The organism is Streptomyces olindensis (genome assembly GCF_040645895.1).
GTDB lineage: Bacteria > Actinomycetota > Actinomycetes > Streptomycetales > Streptomycetaceae > Streptomyces > Streptomyces olindensis.
In genome coordinates, this window is the sequence record NZ_JBEYZD010000092.1 from 1 (window position 1) to 22,206 (window position 22,206).

Sequence of the window (22,206 nt, forward strand, 5' to 3'; positions counted from 1 at the left end):
CCTGGCTGCCCGTGCTGACCATCGCCCTGGCCGCCCTGGCGGTGCCCACCGCCTCCGGTCGCCCCCGCCATCGGCCCGAGCGAGGCGTCGGCCCGGCCGGCGAAGTCGAGGGCGGCGCTCCCGGCCCCGGCGCCCACCACCTCCAGTCGCCCCCGCCATCGGCCCGGGCGAGGCGTCGGCCCGGCCAGCGAGGCCAGTCGCCCACGCCATCGGCCCGAGCGAGGCGTCGGCCCGGCCGGCGAAGTCGAGGGCGGCGCTCCCGGCCCCGGCGCCCCGCCACCTCCGGCCGCCCCCGTCATCGGCCCGGGCGAGGCGTCGGCCCGGCCGGCGAGGTCAGGGGCGGCGGTCCCGGTGCCTCCGGTCGCCCCCGTCATCGGCCCGGGCGCGCGGGCCGGGGGCGGCGGCTTTCCCAGGCCCCCGCTCGCGTCAGTCGTCCCGAAGTGAGGGCGGGGGACGGTCGTTCCCAGCCCGCCCCGTCAGAAGCCGCCGCCGAAGTCGCCGCCCCCGCCGCCGAAGTCGCCTCCGCCGAAGTCCCCTCCGAAGCCGCCGCCGAAGTCGCCGGTGTCGAAGTCCGCGCCGGAGACGTCGCCGCCCTCGTAGCCGCCGAAGTCTCCGTAGCCGGAGCCGTAGTCGGCCGCGTAGGCGGGGGCGGCCATCATGCTGCCGAGCATGGTGCCGACGAGGAGGCCGGGGAGCAGGCCGCCGCCGAAGTAGCCGCCGGCCCAGGGGCCGTACGCCGGGCCCGCCTCCCAGTACGGGCGGCGGCCCTGGTCGGTGTCGACCTCGCGGACGACCGGGTCGCGGCCCTCGGCGAGACGCGTCCGGTCGGCCGCGCAGACCGGCACCTCGCGCGCCGCACCGCCCGGCGGCGTCCAGCTCGCGTCGACGACCGAGGGGCCGTGGCGCGGGTCGAAGAAGCAGGGCGGGCGGCGCTCCGGCAGCGGTCCGCCCTCGCGGCGGGCGGAGAGCCGCGCCAGGGAGAACCGGCCGTCCTCCACGGCCTGCGTGACGGCCTTGACGTCCTCGGGCTTCGTCGCGGCGGCCATCAGCGACTTCGCCTGCTCGTAGGCGTCCAGGGCGTGCTCGTAGTCGGCGCGCATCGCGTCGTCGGCGCCCGGTTCCCCGGGATGGAAGTCGAGACGGTCGAGTTCCTCGCCGAAGGCGGTGATGTCCTCGTCGACGACCACCCGCAGCTTCTCCAGCGCGGCCCGCTGCTCCTCCTCGTGGCGGCGCCGGTTGCGCCGCACCACCGCGTAGGCGCCCGCGCCGCCGGCCGCGACCAGGGCGCCGACCGTGATGAGCCCGCCGACCGGCACGTCGGTGCCCGAGCCGTCGCTCCAGCTGCTCGGCGCCGAGCCGCCCACGTTGCGCAGGGCGTCGTCGACGAAGTCGTTCAGCTGCGCCTTGGCGTCGCCCGCGCCCTGGACGGCCGTGACCAGGTTGGACACGCCCTGGCTGCTCAGCACCGCGCTGTCGGCACGGGCGTCGAACCGGTCGCCGACGCGGATGCCGTACAGGCCGGTGACGCCGGTCTCGGTGCGCAGGTTCCGGAACAGGTCCTGCGTGGGGTAGCCGTCGGGGAGGACCGCCACGAAGACGGGCTTGTCCGCGTCCTTGATCTTGTCGGCGAGCGCCTCCGCGTCCGACGCGGCCAGCTGGTCCGAGGCCGCCGGATCGACGTAGACCGGGTTCTCGCGCAGTTCCTGGGCGACCTCCGAGAGGTCGGTGGCCGCGTGCGCACCCGGCGCACCGGCCAGCAGCACCGCCAGTACGGCGGCGACCGGCACGATCAGCAGACGTACGAGGGTACGCACCAGTGCGGCCTTCATATGTTCGAAGCTACCCGAATCGGTACAGAAACGGATATCTGTCGGGGCGCGGATTTCCCGGGGCCGCTGCGCCTACGATGCCCTCGGACTTACTGCCGTGGGCCGGTCGGGCCCGCCGGTCTCAGCAGAAGGGGCGGGAAAAGGGCATGCTCGGACGACGCAGAGCCGCGGACATGACGGTGTCCGAACTCACCGAGCTGGACCGGTCGCGCACGCGGGCCGATCTGCTGTGGGAGCTGTTCCGGCACGCCGAGGCCGAGGTGACGTCGGCGATCGACTGGTATCTGGCCCGGCGGCGGGGGCCTGCCCTGTGGTCGCGGTCGCTGCGGGCGCTCGCGGCGCTGCTGGGGATCGTCGGCACGCTCACCCCGCTGGTGCACACCGCCGCCCCGACGGCCGTGCAGCCCGAGTGGGGCTTCGTGTTCCTGGCCGGCGGGGCGGGCTGTGTCCTCTTCGACCGGATCTTCGGGTTCTCGGCGTCCTGGACGCGCTACATCCGTACCGAGCTGGCCTTGCAGCAGATCCTCAAGCGGGCGCAGTCCGAGTGGGCGCAGGCGTTCCTGCGGACCACCGACTCGCCCAGCGACAAGGAGCAGGCCGCGCTGCTCGGGGTGATCGAGCGGCTGCGGACGGAGGCCCAGCGGACCATTGAGGACGAGGGCACGGCGTGGGTCGGCTATCTGGCCGACGGCATGGAGGAACTGACCCGCTCCACCTCCCACGCCACCGGCCAGCGCTCCCACTCCGCGGGCCTCTTCCGCCTCGACCGCACCCCGGGCCGCGACCGGGGCGGCGACCTCCCGGGCCCGCGGTCCCGGGACACGGCGATGTGAGCCCGGCCGGGTCAAGCGCCCCCCTGGCGCCCCCTACTCGGCCGGAGACACACCCGCCCGCAGCAGGCCGTACGTGTACGCGTCCTCCAGGGCCTGCCAGCTCGCCGCGATGACGTTTTCGGCGACGCCCACGGTCGACCACTCCCCCGCCCCGTCGGACGTGGAGATCAGCACGCGGGTCGTGGACTGGGTGCCGTGCACGCCCTCCAGGATGCGGACCTTGTAGTCCACCAGGTCCAGCTTGGCGAGCTGGGGGTAGATCTTCTCCAGGCCCACGCGCAGGGCCCGGTCCAGGGCGTTGACCGGGCCGTTGCCCTCGGCCGTGGCGACGATGCGCTCACCCTTGGCCCAGAGCTTGACGGTGGCCTCGTTGGCGTGGGTGCCGTCGGGGCGGTCCTCGACGATGGCCCGCCAGGACTCGACCTCGAAGTAGCGCAGGAGCTTGCCCTGGACCTCGCCGCGCAGGAGGAGTTCGAAGGAGGCGTCGGCCGCCTCGTAGGTGTAGCCCTTGAGCTCGCGCTCCTTCACCCGCTCGACCACCCGGCCGACCAGCTCGCGGTCGCCGCCGAGGTCGATGCCGAGTTCCTTGCCCTTGAGCTCGATGGAGGCGCGGCCCGCCATGTCGGAGACGAGCATCCGCATGGTGTTGCCGACCAGCTCCGGGTCGATGTGCTGGTACAGGTCCGGGTCGACCTTGATCGCGGAGGCGTGCAGTCCGGCCTTGTGCGCGAAGGCGGAGACACCGACGTAGGGCTGGTGCGTGGAGGGGGTGAGGTTCACGACCTCGGCGATGGCGTGCGAGATGCGGGTCATCTCGCGCAGCCGGCCCTCGGGCAGCACCTTCTTGCCGTACTTCAGTTCCAGCGCCGCGACGACCGGGAAGAGGTTGGCGTTGCCGACGCGTTCGCCGTAGCCGTTGGCCGTGCACTGCACGTGCGTGGCGCCCGCGTCGACGGCGGCCAGCGTGTTCGCCACCGCGCAGCCCGTGTCGTCCTGGGCGTGGATGCCGAGCCGCGCGCCGGTGTCGGCGAGGACGGTGGAGACGACGGCCTGGATCTGCGCCGGGAGCATCCCGCCGTTGGTGTCGCAGAGGATGACGACGTCCGCGCCGGCCTCGGACGCCGTGCGGACGACCTCCTTGGCGTACTCCGGGTTCGCGCGGTAGCCGTCGAAGAAGTGCTCGCAGTCGACGAAGACCCGGCGACCCTGCTCCGTCAGGAAGGCGACCGTGTCCCGGACCATCTCCAGGTTCTCGTCGAGGGTGGTGCGCAGGGCGAGTTCGACGTGGCGGTCGTGCGACTTGGCGACCAGCGTGATCACCTGGGCGCCGGACTCCAGCAACGCCCTGACCTGCGGGTCCTCGGCGGCCGTGGTGCCGGCGCGGCGGGTGGAGCCGAACGCGACCAGCTGGGCGTGGCGGAAGTCGATCTCCTGCCGGGCGCGGGCGAAGAACTCGGTGTCGCGGGGGTTCGCGCCGGGCCAGCCGCCCTCGATGAAGCCCACGCCGAAGTCGTCCAGGTGCCGTGCGATGGCGAGCTTGTCCGCGACGGTGAGGTTGATGCCCTCCCGCTGGGCGCCGTCGCGCAGGGTGGTGTCGAAGACGTGGAACGAATCGTCGAGCTCGCTGGTAGCGGTCATGGTGTCAAGGCTCCTGAGGATGGGATCTCGGTCGTACCGGAATGACCGGCTCCACCGCCCTCACATACTCCCTCGCGCTCTCGCCTCCGGCTGTGGGTGGGCCAGAAATGCGAAAAACCTCTCGCGGGTGCGAGAGGTCTGCGCGCGGGTCGAGGACGACGGTGTCCGCCCGTACCTGGTCGTACGTGGCGGTCACTGCGGACCGGCGCGCCTGCTGCCAATAATCATGGCGAACGAGAGCACGGGGGCAGTCTGGCACAACCCCCGCGCCCCGCTCACGCTTGTCTCAGGATGCGGTCGGTCACCTCAGGTGGCGGACGTAGACGTGCGAGGTGTCGTACGTGTCGCCGGGCACGAGGTCCGGCGAGGAGCTGCTGAAGGCGACCGTGCGGCCGTGCCGGTCGATCACCGGGGCGGACACGCTCTGGTCGTTCGGGCCACCGGCGGCGTCCGGGCTGGCGAGGGTCGTGCGGCCGGTGCGCAGGTCGCGGACGTACGCGCGGGTGGTGCGGTCGGGGTCGCCCGGGTCGGCCGAGACGAACGCCAGGTACCGGCTGTCGGCGCTGAGCTGCGGGGAGGCGGTGAAGGCGGCCGGGTCGGCGGCGTCGATCCGGCGGAGTTCACCGGTCTTCAGGTCGCGGACGAAGACGTTGTTCCCCTGGTTGGTGTCGCCCGGAGTGAGCCGCGAGTCCAGCGAGTTGAAGACGGCGTACCGGCCGTCGGCGCTGATCTGCGGGAACTCGCTCTGCCCGTCGGACTTCTCGCCGTCCGGCGCCCGGTCGGCGTGGAACAGCTCGCCGCTCGGCACGTCACGGACCCAGGCGTCGCTCCAGTCGCCCGAGGAGGGGTGCGGGATGAAGAACTGGTAGCCGACGCGCTTGCCGTCGGCGCTGATGGACGGGTTCGTGGCGGCGGCCCTGCGGTCGGCGGCCGTGGGCACCTGGCTGATGCGGACGGCCTCGCCGCTGGTGCGGTCGACGCGGTAGACGCGCCCCCAGCGGTCCTCGCCCTCGCCGAGGCCGGACTGCTGGGCGACGAAGGCGACGTAGCGGCCGTCCTCGCTGATGGCGGGCTGCCGGCCGGTGTCGTAGCCGGTGTCGACGGTGTCCGCGATGCGCTGCAGGGTCCCGGTCTTCAGGTCCTTGACCCAGATGTGGCTGCGTCCGTCGTCGGCGTCGGTGGCGCTGAAGGCCAGGAAGCGGCCGTTGCCGCTCAGCGCGACGTCGTCGACGGGGCCGCCGTCGCGCGCGGTGCTCGCCAGTCGGGTCTTTCCGGTCTTCAGGTCGCGGACGAAGGCGTCGGCGGTGCCGTCGGTGTCACCGGCGACGAGGTTGTCGGCGCTGGAGACGAACGCCGGACGGCGGCCGTCGGCGCTCAGGCCCGGCCCGCCGGAGGGGCCGTTGCCCTCGGCGCCGTCCGGGGCGATGCTCGCCTTCTCGGTCCGCGGCGCCGGCGCGGGCGCGGCGGTCGCGGGCAGCGCGGCGGCACCGCCGAGCGTGACGGCCAGGGCCACGCCGAGCGCGACGGACGTGGCCCTCCTGGTGCTGGTCATGTGCTGTTCCCCCTGTGTTCCCCGTGGACGCTTCTCCCCCGGCCCCGCGCCGAGGGCTCCCCCAGAGCCAACAGCACCACGGACCACACGGTCAATCCGTCGTATTGAGTACAACCCGGGCGTGCGTTCAGACGTCCGCGAGGAGGCTGTCGGTGAGGAAGTCCCGCACGTGGGCGAGGACTTGGGCCCGGTCGGTGCCGCGCAGGCCGATCGCCACATGGATGGAGAAGCCGTCCAGCAGCGCCCGCAGGCGGGCGGCGAAGCGGTCCGGGTCCACGCGGCGGAACTCGCCCCGCGAGATGCCCTCGGCGAGCAGGGCGACCAGGTCGCGGTGCCAGGCCCCCTCGATGGCGGCCTGCCGGTCGCGGGCGGCCGCGTCGGCGGCGGCGCTCTGCGAGCGGTTCCACACCTCCAGCCACAGCGTCCAGTGCGGGTCGCGGTGGCCGTCCGGGACGTACAGGTCGACGTAGGCGTCGAGGCGCTCGCGGGCGCTCGCGGCCCGGGTCAGCAGCCGTCCGCGCTCGGCGCCGAGCCGGCCCTCGCTCCACTCCAGGGTCCGCAGCAGCAGTTCGTCCTTGGAGCCGAAGTAGTAGAGGAGGTGCCCGCTGCTCATCCCGACCTCACGGCCGAGCGCCGCCATGGTGAGCTTCTCCAGTCCGCGCTCGGCGATCATCTCCATGGCGGTGGCGAGCACGTCCTCGCGGGGCGGTGCCTGCCTGCGCCCACCGGCCATGTGTGCTCCTAGGTCCTCGGTTGCTGCTGGGTGATGCAGTGGATGCCGCCACCGCCCGCGAAGATCGTACGGGCGTCCACCAGTGTCACCGTCCGCTCGGGGAACAGCCGGCGGAAGATGCCGGCCGCGATCTCGTCACGGGGGTCGTCGAAGCCGCACAGCACGACGCCGCCGTTGCAGAGGTAGTGGTTGATGTAGGAGTAGTCGGCCCAGTGGCCGTCGGCCTCCAGCACCGTCGGGGCGGGGACCTCGACGACCTGCAGGCGGCGGCCGCGCGCGTCCGTCTGCGCCTTCAGCAGGCCTATGACCTCCCGGGTCACCTCGTGGTCGGGGTGCGCCGGGTCCGGCTGGGAGTGCGCCACGACGACGCCCGGGCGGGCGAACGCCGCGACGATGTCGACGTGTCCGAGGGTGCCGAAGCCGTGGGGAGGGTAGTCGCCGGTCAGGCCGCGGGGCAGCCAGATCGCCTTGCGGGTGCCGAGCTGGGCGTGGATCTCGGCCTCGACCTGCTCGCGGCTCCACCCGGAGTTGCGCTCGGGCCCGAGCTGGACGGTCTCGGTGAGCAGGACCGTGCCCTCGCCGTCCACGTGGATCGCCCCGCCCTCGTTGACGAGCCGGGAGGCGTACGTCCGGGCCCCGGCGAGGTCCGCGACATGGGCGGCGATCTTCGCGTCGTGCTCCCAGCGGGCCCACTCCTGCGCGCCCCAGCCGTTGAACGTCCAGTCGACGGCGGCCAGTCGCCCCTTGCCGTCGGTGAGGAAGGTCGGGCCGATGTCCCGCATCCAGGCGTCGTCGAGGTCCCGCTCGACAGTCTCGATGCCGTCGCCCAGCAGGGCGCGCGCCTCACCGGACCGGCCCGGGCCGCACACCACCGTCACCGGCTCGAAGCGGCGGACGGCCCGGGCGACCGCGGCCCAGGCGACCCGGGCGGCGGCCAGCTCCGCGGGGTCGTCGAAGGTCGGGTTCGGCCCCGGCCAGGCCATCCAGGTGCGCTCGTGCGGAACCCATTCGGCGGGCATGCGGAAGCCGTCGGCGGCTGCGGACATCGTTGATCCTCAGAGGAAGTAGAGACGGTTGAGGGAGACGGACTCGGCTGCTTCGGAGCGCAGCGGCTCGCCGTCGAGGGTGACCAGCCCGGTGCGCCGGTCGACGTCCACGGCCCCCGTACGGGAGTTGCGGCGCAGGTCGGCCGGGCCGATGCCGCGCGTGCCGCGCACGGCGACCCTGCGGCGGCGGGTCGGCAGGCGGTCGTGCCCCTGGTCGAGGGCGGCCCGCGCGACGAATGCCACCGAGATGTCGGCCGGGGTCGCCCCGTGCGCGCCGAACTGCGGTCCGAGGACGAGGGGTTCGCAGGTGTCGGTCGCCGCGTTCGGGTCGCCGGTCACGCCGTACGCCGGGAAGCCGGCCTTCAGCACCAGCTGCGGCTTGGCGCCGAAGTACTCCGGGCGCCACAGCACGATGTCGGCGAGCTTGCCGGTCTCGATCGACCCGACCTCGTGCGCGAGCCCGTGCGCGATGGCCGGGTTGATGGTCAGTTTGGCGATGTAGCGCAGGACGCGCTCGTTGTCGTGGTCGTCGTCGGGTGCGCCGAACTCGGCCTTCATCTTCCCGGCCATGGCGAAGGTGCGGCGGACGGTCTCGCCCGCGCGTCCCATGCCCTGCGCGTCCGAGGAGGTGATGCCGATGGCGCCCAGGTCGTGCAGGACGTCCTCGGCGCCCATGGTCCCGGCGCGGATGCGGTCGCGGGCCATGGCGGCGTCGCCGGGCAGGTCGGTCTTCAGGTCGTGGACGGAGACGATCATGCCGTAGTGCTCGGCGACGGCGTCCCGGCCGAAGGGCAGGGTCGGGTTCGTGGACGAGCCGATGACGTTCGCGACACCCGCCATCTTCAGGACGTTCGGGACGTGGCCGCCGCCGCAGCCCTCGATGTGGAAGGCGTGGATCGTGCGGCCCTCCAGCACGCGCAGGGTGTCCTCCACGGAGAGGCACTCGTTCAAGCCGTCGCTGTGCAGGGCGACTTGGACGTCGTGCTCCTCGGCGACGCGCAGGGCGGTGTCCAGGGCACGGGTGTGGGCGCCCATGTCCTCGTGCACCTTGAAGCCGGAAGCCCCTCCTTCGGCGAGGGCCTCGACCAGGGGCGCCTCGTGCGAGGAGGAACCCCGGCCCAGGAAGCCGATGTTGACCGGCCAGGCGTCGAAGGCGCCGAACGCGTGCCGCAGCGCCCAGGGCGAGTTGACGCCGACGCCCCACACGGGCCCGAACTCCTGCCCGATGACCGTCGTCACGCCGGAGGCGAGCGAGGCCTCCATGACACGCGGCGACAGCAGGTGGACATGGGTGTCGACGGCCCCGGCGGTGGCGATGAGCCCCTCCCCGGAGACGATCGACGTACCGGTGCCGACGACGACGTCCACCCCGTCGAGGGTGTCGGGGTTCCCGGCCCGTCCGATCGCGTGGATCCGGCCCTCGCGGATGCCGATGGAGACCTTCCGGACGCCCTGCACGGCGTCGATCACCACGACGTTGCTGATGACGACGTCGCAGGTGTCCCGGACGGCGGCGGCCTTGAGGTGCAGTCCGTCGCGGGCGGTCTTGCCGAAGCCGGCGAGGAACTCGTCGCCGTACCGCTGGGAGTCGGACTCGACGCGGACGGTCAGTCCGGAGTCGCCGAGGCGGATGCGGTCGCCGGCCCGGGGGCCGTGGGTGGCGGCGTACTCGTACGGGGTGAGGCGGCGGGCCTCGGCGGGGTGGCCTCCCGGGCGGCTCATGGCGCGACCTCCTGCTCGTCCGTGTCCGCTAAGCCGAGGTAGCCGCAGGCCGCGGCGCGACGCAGTGCCTCTTCGCGGGCGCCCGGGGCGTCCAGCGGCCCGTCGACGAGCCCGGCGAAGCCGATCGCGATCCGCTCGCCCCCGAGGGGCACGAGCCCCACCTCGACGCTCTCCCCCGGCCCGAACCGCACGGAGGACCCGGCGGGCACGGCGAGCCGCATGCCGTAGGCCTCGGCGCGTGCGAAGTCGAGCCGTGGGTTGGCCTCGAAGAAGTGGAAGTGGGAGGTGACGGAGACCGGCACGGTCGCGGTGTTGGTCACCGTCAGCCGCACGGCCGGCGCCGGCTCGGGGTGCTCGGGCCCGGGCAGCAGCGCGCCCGGCGCGTCCGGTCCCGAGCCGCCGCCGATGGGGTCGGAGACCACCGCGAGCCGTGAGCCGTCGTCGAAGACCGCCTCGACGTGCACCTCGGTGACGACGTCGGCGACTCCGGGCAGCACGTCGTCGGGTCCGAGGACGGACCGGGCGGCCTCGACGGCCTCGGCGAGCCGTCTGCCGTCCCGGGCGGCCTCGCACACCGTGTCGGCGATGAGCGCGGTCGCCTCGGGGACGTTGAGCCTCAGGCCTCTCGCCCGGCGGGCGCGGGCGAGCTCGGCGGCGCCGAAGAGCAGCAGCCGGTCGCGTTCGGTCGGGGTCAGCCGCATGTCACTCCCTCCGTTTAGAGCATCACTCTAAACCGGAATTTCTCTGCTCCGGAAGGTTGACGGCAGAGCATCGCGCACATCACATTGAACGTCGCTCTAACCGAGGGAGACCAGCATGCCGATCGAACAGCGCGGAGTCGACACCATCCCCGAGGAGGAACGCACCAGCGGGCCACGGGATCTCGTCTCGATCCTGCTCGGCTCCAACCTCTGTCTGGGGGTGATCGTCTTCGGCTGGCTGCCGCCGTCCTTCGGCCTGGACTGGTGGTCGTCGGTCAGCGCGGTCGTGGCGGGCACGGTGGTGGGCGTGGTGTTCACGGCTCCCCTCGCGCTGGTCTCCCTGCGCACGGGCACCAACCTGTCGACGTCCTCCGGCGCCCAGTTCGGGGTGCGCGGGCGCCTGGTCGGCTCGGTGGTCGGTCTGCTCCTGGCCCTCGGCTACACCGCGCTGACCGTGTGGATCGGCGGTGACGTGATGGTGGGCGTGCTGGGCCGGCTGGCCGGGCTGCCGCAGGGCGGCACGTCGTACGCGCTCGTCTACGGGCTGCTCGCCGCGGCGACGGTGGCCGGCGCGGTGTACGGCTACCGGGTGCTGCTGGCGATGTCCCGGGTCCTCGCCTTCGGCATGACGGCCCTGCTGGCGCTCGGCCTGGTCGCCTACGCCCCGCACTTCACCACCGCCGCGCTGCCGGAGACCGGCGGCCATCTGCTGGGCGGCTTCTGGCCGACCTGGCTGCTCGCGGCCGTGGCGGCCGGGCTGTCCGGCCCGATCGCCTTCATCACCCTGCTCGGCGACTACACCCGCTACATCTCCCCGGCCCGCCACTCCTCGCGCCGGGTGCTGCACGCGACCTGGCTGGGCCTGCTGCTGGGCCTGCTGGTGCCGCAGCTGTTCGGCACGTTCACCGCGTACGCGGCCGGGGCGGCCCTCGACTACGCGGGCCCGCTGGTCGACGCGGCCCCCGCCTGGTACCTCGTCCCGCTGCTGCTGGCGGCCTCGGCGGGCTCGGTCGGCAACGCGGGTCTGATGCTGTACTCGATGGGCCTCGACCTGGACGCGATCCTGCCGCGCGCCTCACGGGCCCGGGCGACGTACGTGGTCGCGGTCGTGGCCACGGCCGCGGTCTTCGCCGGGCACTGGTTCTCGACCGCGCAGGACGCGATGACGTCCTTCGTCCTGCTGCTGACCGCGATCGGCACGCCGTGGGCGGTCATCACCCTGATCGGCTTCGCCCGCTGCGGCGGGGTGTACGACGCGGACGCCCTGCAGGTCTTCAACCGCCGCGCACGGGGCGGCGTCTACTGGTACCGCGCCGGCTGGAACGTCCCGGCGACCCTGTCCTGGGCGGCCGGCGCGACCGTCGGCGTCCTCGCGGTGTCCCTGCCGTCGTACGAGGGCCCGCTGCTGGCCCTGACCGGCGGGGTGGACTGCAGTTTCCTGCTGTCGGGGGTGGTGGGAGGGGTGGCGTACGCGCTGACGGCCCCGGGTTCCATGTCGATGGAGCCCGGGGTCGAGGCCCCTGCACCGGCTTCTCTGTCCGACTGATACGGGCGGTGGGTGGGCATAGGCCCGGGGGTCCGGGGGCGGAGCCCCCGGTGGCCCGGGGCGGACTCAGCCCAGCTGGTGCATCCAGCCGTGCGTGTCCGCGGCCGTACCCCGCTGAATGTCGAGCAGCGCCTGGCGCAGCCGCAGCGTGACCTCGCCCGGCTCACCCCCGCTCTGCTTCCACTCCGCCCCGGCCCGCTTCACCGTCCCGACCGGCGTGATCACCGCGGCCGTACCGCAGGCGAACACCTCGGTCAGCGACCCGTTCTCCGAGTCCCGCTGCCACTGCTCGACCGAGACCTTGCCCTCCTCGGCCTCGTAGCCGAGGTCACGGGCAACCGTGAGCAGGGAGTCGCGCGTGACGCCCTCCAGGATGGAGCCGGTGAGGGACGGCGTGACGATCTTGTCGCCGTACACGAAGTACAGGTTCATGCCGCCGAGCTCCTCGACCCACTGGTGCTCCACGGCGTCGAGGTAGCAGACCTGGTCGCAGCCCTTCGTCGCGGCCTCGGCCTGCGCGAGCAGGGACGCCGCGTAGTTGCCGCCCGTCTTCGCGTCGCCCATGCCGCCGGGCACGGCGCGGACGCGGTCCTCGGAGACCCAGATGGAGACCGGCTTCACGCCGCCCGGGAAGTACGCGCCGGCCGGCGAGGCGATCACCAGGAACAGGTACTCGTTGGCCGGCTTCACACCCAGCCCGACCTCGGTCGCGATCATGAACGGGCGCAGGTAGAGGGACTCCTCGCCGCCGTGCGCCGGAACCCACGCCTTGTCCTGCCTGACCAGCGCGTCGCACGCCTCGATGAACGTCTCCACCGGCAGCTCGGGCATGGCCAGCCGGCGCGCGGACCGCTGGAAGCGCTCGGCGTTCTTCTCCGGCCGGAACGTGGCGACCGAGCCGTCGGGACGGCGGTAGGCCTTCAGGCCCTCGAAGATCTCCTGCGCGTAGTGCAGGACCGTGGTGGCCGGGTCGAGGGAGATCGGCGCGTACGGCACGAGCTGGCCGTCGTGCCAGCCGCGGCCCTCCGTCCACTTGATCGTCACCATGTGATCGGTGAAGTGGCGGCCGAACCCGGGGTTGGCCAGGATCGCCTCGCGCTCTGCGGCGGAGAGCGGGTTGGCGGACGGCTTGAGCTCGATCGTGGGCGTCGTCATGGGTTGATGTCCTTCACCGGTTGTAGTGACGGGCCGCGCTCGGTACTGCGCTGATGGTGACCAGTGCTAGGACGTCCGAGCATTCCCTCGTTCCGCGGCCTCGCGTTCGATTATCGCCCGGGGGCGACGGCGGAAGGAACGGGGTGAATGCGGCCCGGTGGTCGATGGTGGCACCCGGCGGGAACATGCGGAAGCCGCCGGGTGCGGATGCGACCCGGCGGCTTGGTGGAGCGCGGCGGGTCAGCCGGCTACGCGTACGGCGAGCGCGTCGCCGATCTCCGCGGTGGAGCGGGCGGGCTGGCCGGCCCGCTCACCGAGGTCGGCGGCGACCGCCTCGTCGATCCGGGCGGCCTCGGCCTCGTAGCCGAGGTGGCGCAGCAGCAGGGCGACGGACAGCACGGTGGCGGTCGGGTCGGCCTTGCCCTGGCCGGCGATGTCCGGGGCCGAGCCGTGCACGGGCTCGAACATGGACGGGAACTCTCCGGACGGGTTGATGTTGCCGGAGGCGGCCACGCCGATGCCGCCGGAGACGGCCGCGGCGAGGTCGGTGACGATGTCGCCGAAGAGGTTGTCGGTGACGATCACGTCGAAGCGCTCGGGCTGCGTGACGAGGTAGATCGTCGCCGCGTCCACGTGCATGTACTCGGTGGTGACGTCGGGGAACTCCTCGGCCACCTTGTTGAAGATGTTGGTCCACAGGTGACCCGCGAAGGTCAGCACGTTGTTCTTGTGGATCAGCGCCAGCTTCTTGCGCGGGCGGGCCTGGGCCCGCGCGAAGGCGTCCCGGACCACGCGCTCGACACCGAAGGCCGTGTTCACGGAGACCTCGGTGGCGACCTCGTGCTCGGTGCCCTTGCGGATCGTGCCGCCGTTGCCGGTGTACGGGCCCTCGGTGCCCTCGCGGACCACGACGAAGTCGATCTGCGGCTCGCCGGCCAGCGGAGTGGAGACACCCGGGAGCAGCTTCGAGGGGCGCAGGTTGACGTGGTGGTCGAAGGCGAAGCGGAGCTTGAGCAGGAAGCCGCGCTCCAGGACGCCGGACGGCACGGACGGGTCGCCGATCGCGCCGAGCAGGATGGCGTCGTGCTTCTTCAGGGCGTCGAGGTCGGCGTCGGTGAGGGTCTCACCGGTGGCGTGGTAGCGCCGGGCGCCGAAGTCGTACTCCTTGGTCTCCAGCTTCACATCCTGCGGAAGGACGGCGGAGAGGACCTTGAGACCTTCGGCCACGACCTCCTGGCCGATGCCGTCACCGGGGATCACTGCGAGATTGATGCTGCGAGACATGCGGGCACCCTACTCCTCGTCCCATGGGATGACACGAGGTGTCCGTGATGCGGACACCCGCCCGGGTGACCGCACGCGGCCGTCGACCGCCGTTCACCCGTATGTGGTGCGGCTGTTGGCCGTTGCTGGGAAGTTCACTGGACATGGAGATCCCCCACTTCGGCATCCCGCCCGAGCTCGCCCGCCGGATGAGCATGGCCGAGCAGCACGAGTACCTGCGCACCCGGCTGTCGCGGCGGCGCACGCTGGTGACCGCGGGCGCGGTGGCGAGCGGACTGCTGACCGGCTGCGGCTCCGGCCCGGACTCCGGGCAGGGCGGCGCCACGGCGACGCGCAGCCCGTCGCCGAGCACGTCGCAGGCCCCCGGCTCCTTCGTCACGCCCTTCGGCCGCCATCTCGCCTTCGGCGCCGACCCGAAGACCCAGATGCGGATCTCCTGGCAGGTGCCGCTCGCGGTGAAGAAGCCGTACGTCCGGGTCGGCCTGCGCCCCGACGACCTCGGCCGCAGGATCGAGGCGGAGCTGCGCGACCTGCACACCCCGGAGCTGAAGGGCGTGCGGGCGGCGGTCGACCAGTACTACCTGCACGCGGCGCTGGACGGCCTGCGCCCCGGTACGACGTACTACTACGGCGTCGGCCACGAGGGCTTCGACCCGGCGTCCCCACGGCACCGCTCGACCGTCACGTCCTTCCGCACGGCACCCGCGAGCCCGCCCGAGCGGTTCGTCTTCACCGCCTTCGGCGACCAGGGCGTGGGCGAGGAGGCGGCCCTCAACGACCGTACGCTGCTGCGCCAGAAGCCCGCCTTCCATCTCCACGCGGGGGACATCTGCTACGCCGACCCGACCGGCAAGGGCAAGGAGTCGGACGTCTTCGACGCGAGCCAGTGGGACCGGTTCCTCAAGCAGACCGAGCCGGTGGCCAGGTCGGTGCCGTGGATGGTGACGACCGGCAACCACGACATGGAGGCCTGGTACTCGCCGGACGGCTACGGCGGTCAACTCGCCCGGTTCTCCCTGCCGGACAGCGGCTTCGACGCGCGCACGGCACCGGGCGTGTACGCCTTCACGTACGGCAACGTCGGCGTGGTCGCGCTGGACGCGAACGACGTGTCGTACGAGATCCCCGCCAACCTCGGCTACACGGAGGGCCGGCAGACGAAGTGGCTGGACGGGAAGCTCGGCGAGCTCAGGGCCTCGAAGGACGTGGACTTCATCGTCGTCTTCTTCCACCACTGCGCGTACTCGACGTCCACGCACGCCTCGGACGGCGGGGTGCGCGCCGAGTGGCTGCCGCTGTTCGCCCGGCACCAGGTGGATCTGGTGATCAACGGGCACAACCACGTCTACGAGCGGACGGACGCGATCAAGAACGGCGAGGTGGGCAGGCCGGTGCCGGTCGGCGGCACTACGGACCCGCGGCGGGACGGGATCGTGTACGTCACCGCGGGCGGCGGCGGCAAGGAGCTGTACGGCTTCCCGGACGGCGTGAAGGAGAGCTACGAGGGGAACACCGCCGACCGGGAGTCGGTCGACTCGTTCCGGTGGACCAGGTCCCGGGACACCCGGGCGGAGTCGGTGCAGTGGTCGCGGGTGCGCTACCGCGGCTTCTCGTTCCTCTCGGTGGAGGCGGCGAGCGGCGCCGCGCCGACGCTACGGGTGTCGGCGCTGGCGTCGAACGGCGAGCGGATCGACCACTTCGAGGTGCGGCGCGGGGCGTGAGGCCCCGCACCGCGCCCCGGTCGGGTGCGGCTCCCGGTCCTGTGCGGGTCCTGTGCGGCCCCGGTGGGTCCTGCTGCGGCTCAGTGGCCGGTGGATCCGCCGTTGTCCCTGCGGTCGAGGGCGCGCTGGAGCGCGGCGGCGGCGGCCTTGCGGTCGGACTCGCTCGTACGGGAGACGTGACGGACTCGGCGGCGGACGGTCGTCTCGGCCATGGGAAATCGACTCCTTCGATACAGCACGGAGTGCGGATAAGGGTTTCGAGACGCCGGATGGGGCGGGGAGCGGTGGCCGCAGGGGTTGCCTGCACGGGGCCCGGCTCACGACCGCCATTCGCTTGGTCGAGCGAGACGTTCGGCTCCTACAAAGCTAAGGGAGTCCGGAGCATCTGTCTCCACAATTACTCGGACTTCCTACTATCTGAGACGGTGGACTGGGTCACACCGCTCTGACCTGCGGTGATTCCTAGAGCACGTCACCGTCCCGCCAGTCGAAGAGCAGCTCGCGCGCGGGGTCGAGGGGACCGGCGAGGGCAGCGCGGACATAGGTGCTGCCCTCCTCCTCCGGCAGCCGCACGATGCCGTCGTCCGGGCTGAGGGCGTGCACCTCGCCGCGCCACGGCCGCCAGCCGCGGGCGGTGTAGAGGCGGGCACCGTCGTCGCTGGCGGAGAGGGCACCGAGGTCGTAGGCGCGGTCGACGACGCGTTCCAGCTCGGCCATGACCCGCCCGCCGAGGCCGGTGCGGCGGGCGTCGGCGCGCACGGCGACGTTCTCGACGTACCCGGTGCGCAGCCACCGGCCGCGGTGCCGCACCCGGCGCATCACGACGGCTCCGTGCGCGGCGAGCCCGGAGGCGTCGTGGACGAGGACGTGCAGGCCGCCGAGGCCGTGGTCCCAGTCCTCGTCGCCGAAGTCGCCGTCGAAGGCGGCGTCCAGCAGGGCCCGTGCGGCGTCGAGTTCGGCGGGTGCGAGGTCGGCGGTGTGGGCGGTGCGCAGGCGGATGGTCATCGGCCCAGTATGCGAACGGGCCGGGTGGCTCTCGACCCGATATGCGAGCACGATGGAAGGGTCCGGCTCCGGGAGGGAGACCCGATGACGACGGCCAGGCCGCGCACACAGGTGATCACCCAGCACCGCTTCGGCGGCCCGGACGTCCTGGAGGTCGAGGAGCGGCCACGGCCCGAACCCGGCATCGGTGAGGTGCTGCTCCGGGTGCACGCGGCCGGGGTCAACCCGGCGGACCGGCTGGCCCGTTCCGGGGCCGCCCCGCTGTTCGGGGAGCCGCCGTTCACCCTCGGGCAGGACGTGTCGGGGGAGATCGAGGAGGTGGGGGCCGGGGTCACCCGGTTCCGGCCCGGGGACGAGGTGTTCGGCCGGATCGACGGCGGCGGCCACGCCACGCACGTGACCGCGCCGGCCGGTCACTTCGCCGTGAAGCCCGCCGGTCTCGACCACGCCCACGCGGCCGCCGCCCCGACGGCCACGCTCACCGCCTGGCACGCGCTGATCGACGTCGCCCGGGTCGGCCCGGGCAGCCGCGTGCTGGTCCGCGCGGCGGCGGGCGGGGCCGGGCACGTGGCGGTGCAGCTGGCCAAGGCGGAGGGCGCCCACGTCGTGGGCGTGGCGCGCGCCGAGGACCACGACTTCCTGCGCGAGCTGGGCGCCGACGAACTCGTCGACGACACGGCCGGCGACTTCACGGAGTCCGTCCACGACATCGACGCCGCCCTCGACCTGGTCGGCGGCGACCACGCCCTGCCCACCCTCAACACCCTGCACCCGGACGGCATCCTGCTCTCCACCGTCCCCGAGGACCTGGGCCTCGCCCCGGAGGACGCGGAGGCCCGGGGCCTGCGCTTCGCCCTCGTCCGCGCCGACCCGTCGGGCGACCTCCTGGCACGGACCGCCCCGCTGCTCGCCGACCGCCGTGTCCGCGTCCACGTGGCGACGACCCTGCCGCTGGCGGAGGCGGCCAAGGCGCACGAACTGGGCGAGGAAGGCCACGCGCGGGGCGGGATCGTGCTCGTGCCGCACCCCTGAATCCGGGTACGCCTGAGTCCGGGTACGCCGACGGGCCGGGTCCCGGGACCCGGCCCGTCGGTGCGCCCAGGGGCTCAGCCCATGTGCGGGTAGGTGTAGTCGGTCGGCGGGACCAGCGTCTCCTTGATGGCGCGGGTCAGGGTCCAGCGCATCAGGTTCTGCGGGGCGCCGGCCTTGTCGTTGGTGCCGGAGGCGCGGCCGCCGCCGAAGGGCTGCTGGCCGACGACGGCGCCGGTCGACTTGTCGTTGATGTAGAAGTTGCCGGCGGCGTAGCGGAGCTTGTTCGCCGTGTACGCGGCGGCCGCGCGGTCGTTGGCGATGACCGAGCCGGTGAGCGCGTAGTCGGAGACGGACTCCATCTGCGTCAGCATCTCGTCGTACTTGTCGTCCTCGTAGACGTGCACGGCGATGATCGGGCCGAAGTACTCGGTGCGGAACACCTCGTTCTCCGGGTCATCGCACTCGATGACGGTCGGGCGGACGAACCAGCCCTCGGAGTCGTCGTAGGTGCCGCCCGCGACGATCGTGCAGGACGGGTCCTCCTTGGCGCGGTCGATGGCGGCCTTGTTCTTGGCGAAGGCCCGCTCGTCGATGACGGCGCCGATGAAGTTCGACAGGTCGGTGACGTCACCCATCCTGATGCCGTCGACCTCGGCGGCCCACTCCTCCTTGAAGCCGGAGTTCCAGATCGAGGCGGGGACGTACGCCCGGGAGGTGGCGCTGCACTTCTGGCCCTGGTACTCGAAGGCGCCCCGGGTCAGGGCGGTCTTGAGGATCGCCGGGTCGGCCGACGGGTGGGCGACGAGGAAGTCCTTGCCGCCGGTCTCGCCGACCAGGCGCGGGTAGGTGCGGTACTTCTCGATGTTGTTGCCGACCGTCTTCCACAGGTACTGGAAGGTCTTGGTCGAGCCGGTGAAGTGGATGCCGGCGAGGTCGCGGTGCTCCAGGGCGACCTTGGAGACCTCGATGCCGTCGCCGGTGACGAGGTTGATGACGCCCTTGGGCAGACCGGCCTCCTCCAGCAGCCGCATCAGCAGCACGGCGGCGTGGGTCTGCGTCGGGGACGGCTTCCAGACGACGACGTTGCCCATCAGGGCCGGGGCCGTCGGCAGGTTGCCCGCGATGGCGGTGAAGTTGAAGGGCGTGATCGCGTAGACGAAGCCCTCCAGCGGGCGGTGGTCCAGACGGTTCCACACGCCCGGGGCGTTGGCCGGGGGCTGCTCGGCCAGCAGCTTGCGGGCGTAGGAGACGTTGAAGCGCCAGAAGTCGATCAGCTCGCAGGGCGTGTCGATCTCGGCCTGCTGGGCGGTCTTGGACTGGCCGAGCATGGTGGAGGCGGCGAGCGTCTCGCGCCAGGGTCCGGACAGCAGCTCGGCGGCGCGCAGGATGATCGCCGCGCGGTCGTCGAAGGACATCGCGCGCCAGGCGGGGGCGGCGGCCAGGGCCGCGTCGATGGCGTCCTGGGCGTCCGCTTGCGTGGCGTTGCGGTACGTACCGAGCACGGCCTGGTGGTTGTGCGGCTGGACGACCTGGAAGGCCTCGCCGCCGCCCATGCGCTTCTCGCCGCCGATGGTGCAGGGCAGGTCGACCGGGTTGTCGGCCAGCTCCTTCAGCCTGGCCTCCAGCCGGGCCCGCTCGGGCGAGCCGGGGGCGTAGCCGTGCACCGGCTCGTTGACGGGGGTGGGGACCTGGGTCACAGCGTCCATGTTTTCCGTAACTCCTTACTGAGCGGTGTGTCGGTCTCAGCCCTTGCAGGCCGTCAGCCCTTGGTAATCATGCTGCGGGCGAAGAAGCGCAGGTTCGCCGGCTTCTCCGCCAGCCTCCGCATGAAGTAGCCGTACCAGTCGGTGCCGTACGCGGTGTACACGCGCATCCGGTGGCCCTCGGCGGCCAGCCGCAGGTGCTCCTCGGTGCGGATGCCGTAGAGCATCTGGAACTCGTAGTCGCCGGGCTTTCGTCCGGCGCGGTGGGCGAGTTCCTGGCCGATGGCGATCAGGCGCGGGTCGTGGGACCCGATCATCGGGTACCCCTCCCCCTCCATCAACGTCCGGAGAATGCGAACGTATGCCCGATCGATCTCGTGCTTGTCCTGGTACGCGACCGAGGCGGGCTCCTTGTACGCGCCCTTGACCAGGCGGACCCGGCTGCCGCTCGCGGCGAGGCGGCGGGCGTCGGCCTCGGTGCGGAAGAGGTACGCCTGGATGACGCAGCCGGTCTGCGGGAAGTCCTTCCGCAGCTCCTCGTGGATGGCGAACATCGAGTCCAGGGTGGTGTGGTCCTCCGCGTCCAGGGTGACCGTGGTGCCGATCTCGGCGGCGGCCTCGACGACCGGGCGGACGTTCTTCAGCGCCAGCTCGTGGCCGTCTTCGAGCGCCTGCCCGAACATCGACAGCTTCACCGACATCTCGGCGCGGGTGCCGAGCTCCAGCGGCTTGAGGCGGTCGACCAGCTCCAGGTAGGCGTCGCGGGCGGCGGCGGCCTGCGCGGGGTTGGTGATGTCCTCGCCGACGACGTCCATCGTCAGCTCCAGGCCCCGGTCGGTGAGGTCCCGGACGACCGGGACGATGTCGTCGACGTCCTCGCCCGGGATGAAGCGGTCGACGACCTGCTTGGTCACCGGGGCGGCCGAGATCAGACGTCGCATCCGGTCGCTGCGTGACGCGGCGAGAATCACGGGACCCAGCACGGGGCACCTCCAGAGCACAAGCAACGTGAGGCCGGACCCCGCGCGGATGACGCGTCGGGTACGGCACGGAGAACCACCGTGAAACCTAAGGATCCCTCCGATCGTCGGCCATCGACAGCTGTCACGCATCCGTGCCGCAGATCTCAGACAGATGTATGAAGGGGTCCCTGGAGTGCGGGACAATGCCCGGATGACGTCGGAACACAGGGGCGACTACGAGGAGCTGGTCGACGAGATCTCGGAGCTGCTCGGCGCGCCCGCGACGCTGGAGAACCGGGACTTCGAGCTGATCGCCTTCGGCGCCTACGACAGCGAGGGCGACCTCGACCCGTCGGCCCTGGACCCGGTGCGCACCCGCTCGATCCTCACCCGCCGCTCGACGGCCGCCGTGCGGGCGTGGTTCGAGGGCTTCGGCATCACGCGGGCGACGGGCCCGGTGCGCATCCCGCCGACCCCGGAGGCCGGCGTCTACCGGGGACGGATCTGCCTCCCCGTCCGCCACCGGGGCGTGGTCCACGGCTACGTCTGGCTCCTCGACGACGATCCCGGCCCGAGTGAGCGGCAGCTGTCCGCCGCGATGCGGGTCACGGCCCGGATCGGTGCCCTGCTCGCGGACGAGGCCCAGCACGGCGCCGACCTCAGCCGCGAGCTGCGGGCGGTGCTCACCGCCGAGCGCGGCTGGCAGAGCGAGATGGCCATCGCCGAGCTCCGCACGGCCCTCGGTGCGCGCGCCGACGGCCCGCACACCGTGGTGTGTGTCGCGCCCTGGCCGTCGGCCGACCCCGACGACGCCCCGTCGGTCCGCGGCATGCCGGGCGCGACCGCCCTGTGCACGCTGCCGTGGGGGGCGACGGCCCAGTGCGTGGCGGTCCTGGTCCGCCTGCGCTCGCCGGACGTACTCACCCCGGCGACAACGGCGGCGGGCCGGCTGCTGGAACGGGCGCGCGGAGGGACGGGATCCGGCGACGCGCGCGGGGCGACCGGGCCGGGCGACCCGCGCGCAGGGACGGGGCCGGGTGACCCGCGCGGAGGGACGGGGCCGGGTGACAGGCGCGGGGTGACCCGGCTGGGCGACCCGCGCGCAGGGACCGGGCCCGGCGACACACGCGGAGAGACGGGGCCGGGTGACAGGCGCGGGGTGACCCGGCCGGGCGACCCGCGCGCAGGGACCGGGCCGGGCGACCCATCCGCCTCGGGCGGGGCCTGTGCCGGTGTCGCCACCCCCCGCTCCGGACTCGGCGAGCTCGGCGCCTCCTGGTGGGAGGCGTCGGCGGCGGCGCGGGCGGCACTGGCCGAGCCGCGGCTGGGGCCGGTGGCGCAGTGGGCCGCGATCGGGCCGTTCCGGCTGCTCACCGCGCTGCCCCCGGAGGTCGCCCACGACCCCGTCGCCCGGACCCTGCTCGCCCCGGTCCACCGGGAACTCGCCCGGACCGCCGAGGTCTACCTCGACTGCGCCGGCCAGGCCGCCCGGGCCGCCGCCGAGCTGGGCATCCACCGCCAGACCCTCTACTACCGCCTCTCCCGCATCGAGAAGCTCACCGGCCTGGACCTGGACGACGGCGAGGACCGGCTGCTGCTGCACATGACGCTGAAGGGGGCCAGGCTCTCCCCCGGTGACACCCCGGGGCCGTCCGGGTGAGTCCCGTCCCCCGAACGGGCGGTGTTCGGGACGGACCCGTACCCTCCGGCGTCGCGCATGGTCACGGTTCTCCCGGTGTGCCAT

General features: G+C 72.8%; 18 protein-coding genes. 5 read left to right on the plus strand and 13 right to left on the minus strand.

The features are described 5' to 3' along the window. Positions 1-476 precede the first annotated feature (476 nt). A complete protein-coding gene (locus ABZ948_RS36470; protein WP_359767029.1) occupies positions 477-1,829 on the minus strand; it encodes a hypothetical protein in 1,353 nt (450 codons plus the stop codon). A gap of 146 nt (positions 1,830-1,975) precedes the next feature. On the opposite strand from ABZ948_RS36470, the gene ABZ948_RS36475 reads away from it, so the two are divergent. Then, positions 1,976-2,662 carry an SLATT domain-containing protein gene (locus ABZ948_RS36475; protein WP_359767031.1) on the plus strand — a complete coding sequence of 229 codons (687 nt, stop codon included), beginning with the start codon at positions 1,976-1,978 and terminating at the stop codon, positions 2,660-2,662. A 33-nt stretch (positions 2,663-2,695) separates the two neighbouring features. Here the strand turns inward: ABZ948_RS36475 and cimA are convergent, their stop codons facing one another. The 6 genes from cimA to ureA all read right to left on the minus strand — a co-directional run bounded on the left by cimA (position 2,696) and on the right by ureA (position 10,054). After that, the gene (cimA, locus tag ABZ948_RS36480) at positions 2,696-4,300 is read right to left on the minus strand and encodes a citramalate synthase (RefSeq protein ID WP_359767033.1); all 1,605 of its coding nucleotides are present in this window, start codon (positions 4,298-4,300) and stop codon (positions 2,696-2,698) included. A gap of 301 nt (positions 4,301-4,601) precedes the next feature. Next, positions 4,602-5,852 (minus strand): TolB family protein, encoded by a 1,251-nt coding sequence (locus ABZ948_RS36485; RefSeq protein ID WP_359767035.1) that lies wholly within the window; start codon positions 5,850-5,852, stop codon positions 4,602-4,604. Between the two features lie 127 nt (positions 5,853-5,979). After that, positions 5,980-6,585: a TetR/AcrR family transcriptional regulator gene (locus tag ABZ948_RS36490; protein ID WP_359767037.1), complete on the minus strand. Its 606-nt coding sequence runs from the start codon at positions 6,583-6,585 to the stop codon at positions 5,980-5,982. Between the two features lie 8 nt (positions 6,586-6,593). Further along, positions 6,594-7,631, minus strand: coding sequence for an agmatine deiminase family protein (locus tag ABZ948_RS36495; protein ID WP_359767038.1), 1,038 nt, complete (start codon positions 7,629-7,631; stop codon positions 6,594-6,596). A gap of 9 nt (positions 7,632-7,640) precedes the next feature. After that, positions 7,641-9,353, minus strand: coding sequence for an urease subunit alpha (locus ABZ948_RS36500; protein ID WP_359767039.1), 1,713 nt, complete (start codon positions 9,351-9,353; stop codon positions 7,641-7,643). Then, complete coding sequence (ureA, locus tag ABZ948_RS36505; protein WP_359767041.1) at positions 9,350-10,054, minus strand: urease subunit gamma; 705 nt, start codon at positions 10,052-10,054, stop codon at positions 9,350-9,352. The genes ABZ948_RS36500 and ureA overlap by 4 nt, the downstream gene beginning before the upstream one ends. A 115-nt stretch (positions 10,055-10,169) precedes the next feature. On the opposite strand from ureA, the gene ABZ948_RS36510 reads away from it, so the two are divergent. After that, complete coding sequence (locus ABZ948_RS36510; protein WP_359767043.1) at positions 10,170-11,600, plus strand: cytosine permease; 1,431 nt, start codon at positions 10,170-10,172, stop codon at positions 11,598-11,600. A 66-nt stretch (positions 11,601-11,666) separates the two neighbouring features. Here ABZ948_RS36510 and ABZ948_RS36515 read toward each other — a convergent pair whose 3' ends face one another. Together ABZ948_RS36515 and ABZ948_RS36520 are read right to left on the minus strand one after the other, a co-directional pair. After that, entirely contained in the window at positions 11,667-12,755 is a 1,089-nt protein-coding gene (locus tag ABZ948_RS36515) for a branched-chain amino acid aminotransferase (RefSeq protein WP_359767045.1), read from the minus strand. A 240-nt stretch (positions 12,756-12,995) separates the two neighbouring features. Beyond that, positions 12,996-14,039, minus strand: coding sequence for a 3-isopropylmalate dehydrogenase (locus ABZ948_RS36520; protein WP_359767047.1), 1,044 nt, complete (start codon positions 14,037-14,039; stop codon positions 12,996-12,998). A gap of 143 nt (positions 14,040-14,182) precedes the next feature. Here ABZ948_RS36520 and ABZ948_RS36525 point away from each other — a divergent pair, with 143 nt between their 5' ends. Next, entirely contained in the window at positions 14,183-15,760 is a 1,578-nt protein-coding gene (locus ABZ948_RS36525) for a purple acid phosphatase family protein (RefSeq protein WP_359767049.1), read from the plus strand. A gap of 80 nt (positions 15,761-15,840) precedes the next feature. Here ABZ948_RS36525 and ABZ948_RS36530 read toward each other — a convergent pair whose 3' ends face one another. Together ABZ948_RS36530 and ABZ948_RS36535 are read right to left on the minus strand one after the other, a co-directional pair. Next, positions 15,841-15,972: a hypothetical protein gene (locus tag ABZ948_RS36530; RefSeq protein ID WP_359767051.1), complete on the minus strand. Its 132-nt coding sequence runs from the start codon at positions 15,970-15,972 to the stop codon at positions 15,841-15,843. A gap of 250 nt (positions 15,973-16,222) precedes the next feature. Further along, positions 16,223-16,765 carry a GNAT family N-acetyltransferase gene (locus ABZ948_RS36535; protein WP_359767053.1) on the minus strand — a complete coding sequence of 181 codons (543 nt, stop codon included), beginning with the start codon at positions 16,763-16,765 and terminating at the stop codon, positions 16,223-16,225. 84 nt (positions 16,766-16,849) lie between these two features. On the opposite strand from ABZ948_RS36535, the gene ABZ948_RS36540 reads away from it, so the two are divergent. Next, positions 16,850-17,797 (plus strand): NADP-dependent oxidoreductase, encoded by a 948-nt coding sequence (locus tag ABZ948_RS36540; RefSeq protein WP_359767055.1) that lies wholly within the window; start codon positions 16,850-16,852, stop codon positions 17,795-17,797. Between the two features lie 74 nt (positions 17,798-17,871). Here the strand turns inward: ABZ948_RS36540 and pruA are convergent, their stop codons facing one another. Continuing rightward, positions 17,872-19,503: an L-glutamate gamma-semialdehyde dehydrogenase gene (gene pruA / locus ABZ948_RS36545; protein ID WP_359767057.1), complete on the minus strand. Its 1,632-nt coding sequence runs from the start codon at positions 19,501-19,503 to the stop codon at positions 17,872-17,874. A gap of 53 nt (positions 19,504-19,556) precedes the next feature. Next, positions 19,557-20,483 (minus strand): proline dehydrogenase family protein, encoded by a 927-nt coding sequence (locus ABZ948_RS36550; protein ID WP_359767059.1) that lies wholly within the window; start codon positions 20,481-20,483, stop codon positions 19,557-19,559. Positions 20,484-20,673: 190 nt separating this feature from the next. Between ABZ948_RS36550 and ABZ948_RS36555 the strand changes: the two genes are divergently transcribed. After that, a complete protein-coding gene (locus tag ABZ948_RS36555) occupies positions 20,674-22,122 on the plus strand; it encodes a PucR family transcriptional regulator (RefSeq protein ID WP_359767061.1) in 1,449 nt (482 codons plus the stop codon). Positions 22,123-22,206: the final 84 nt, after the last annotated feature.

Bases quoted from the DNA above. Each gene is read 5' to 3' on its own strand.
- ABZ948_RS36470 (WP_359767029.1), bottom strand. From the start codon at position 1,829: ATGAAGGCCGCACTGGTGCGTACCCTCGTACGTCTGCTGATCGTGCCG.
- ABZ948_RS36475 (WP_359767031.1), top strand. From the start codon at position 1,976: ATGCTCGGACGACGCAGAGCCGCGGACATGACGGTGTCCGAACTCACC.
- cimA (WP_359767033.1), bottom strand. From the start codon at position 4,300: ATGACCGCTACCAGCGAGCTCGACGATTCGTTCCACGTCTTCGACACC.
- ABZ948_RS36485 (WP_359767035.1), bottom strand. From the start codon at position 5,852: ATGACCAGCACCAGGAGGGCCACGTCCGTCGCGCTCGGCGTGGCCCTG.
- ABZ948_RS36490 (WP_359767037.1), bottom strand. From the start codon at position 6,585: ATGGCCGGTGGGCGCAGGCAGGCACCGCCCCGCGAGGACGTGCTCGCC.
- ABZ948_RS36495 (WP_359767038.1), bottom strand. From the start codon at position 7,631: ATGTCCGCAGCCGCCGACGGCTTCCGCATGCCCGCCGAATGGGTTCCG.
- ABZ948_RS36500 (WP_359767039.1), bottom strand. From the start codon at position 9,353: ATGAGCCGCCCGGGAGGCCACCCCGCCGAGGCCCGCCGCCTCACCCCG.
- ureA (WP_359767041.1), bottom strand. From the start codon at position 10,054: ATGCGGCTGACCCCGACCGAACGCGACCGGCTGCTGCTCTTCGGCGCC.
- ABZ948_RS36510 (WP_359767043.1), top strand. From the start codon at position 10,170: ATGCCGATCGAACAGCGCGGAGTCGACACCATCCCCGAGGAGGAACGC.
- ABZ948_RS36515 (WP_359767045.1), bottom strand. From the start codon at position 12,755: ATGACGACGCCCACGATCGAGCTCAAGCCGTCCGCCAACCCGCTCTCC.
- ABZ948_RS36520 (WP_359767047.1), bottom strand. From the start codon at position 14,039: ATGTCTCGCAGCATCAATCTCGCAGTGATCCCCGGTGACGGCATCGGC.
- ABZ948_RS36525 (WP_359767049.1), top strand. From the start codon at position 14,183: ATGGAGATCCCCCACTTCGGCATCCCGCCCGAGCTCGCCCGCCGGATG.
- ABZ948_RS36530 (WP_359767051.1), bottom strand. From the start codon at position 15,972: ATGGCCGAGACGACCGTCCGCCGCCGAGTCCGTCACGTCTCCCGTACG.
- ABZ948_RS36535 (WP_359767053.1), bottom strand. From the start codon at position 16,765: ATGACCATCCGCCTGCGCACCGCCCACACCGCCGACCTCGCACCCGCC.
- ABZ948_RS36540 (WP_359767055.1), top strand. From the start codon at position 16,850: ATGACGACGGCCAGGCCGCGCACACAGGTGATCACCCAGCACCGCTTC.
- pruA (WP_359767057.1), bottom strand. From the start codon at position 19,503: ATGGACGCTGTGACCCAGGTCCCCACCCCCGTCAACGAGCCGGTGCAC.
- ABZ948_RS36555 (WP_359767061.1), top strand. From the start codon at position 20,674: ATGACGTCGGAACACAGGGGCGACTACGAGGAGCTGGTCGACGAGATC.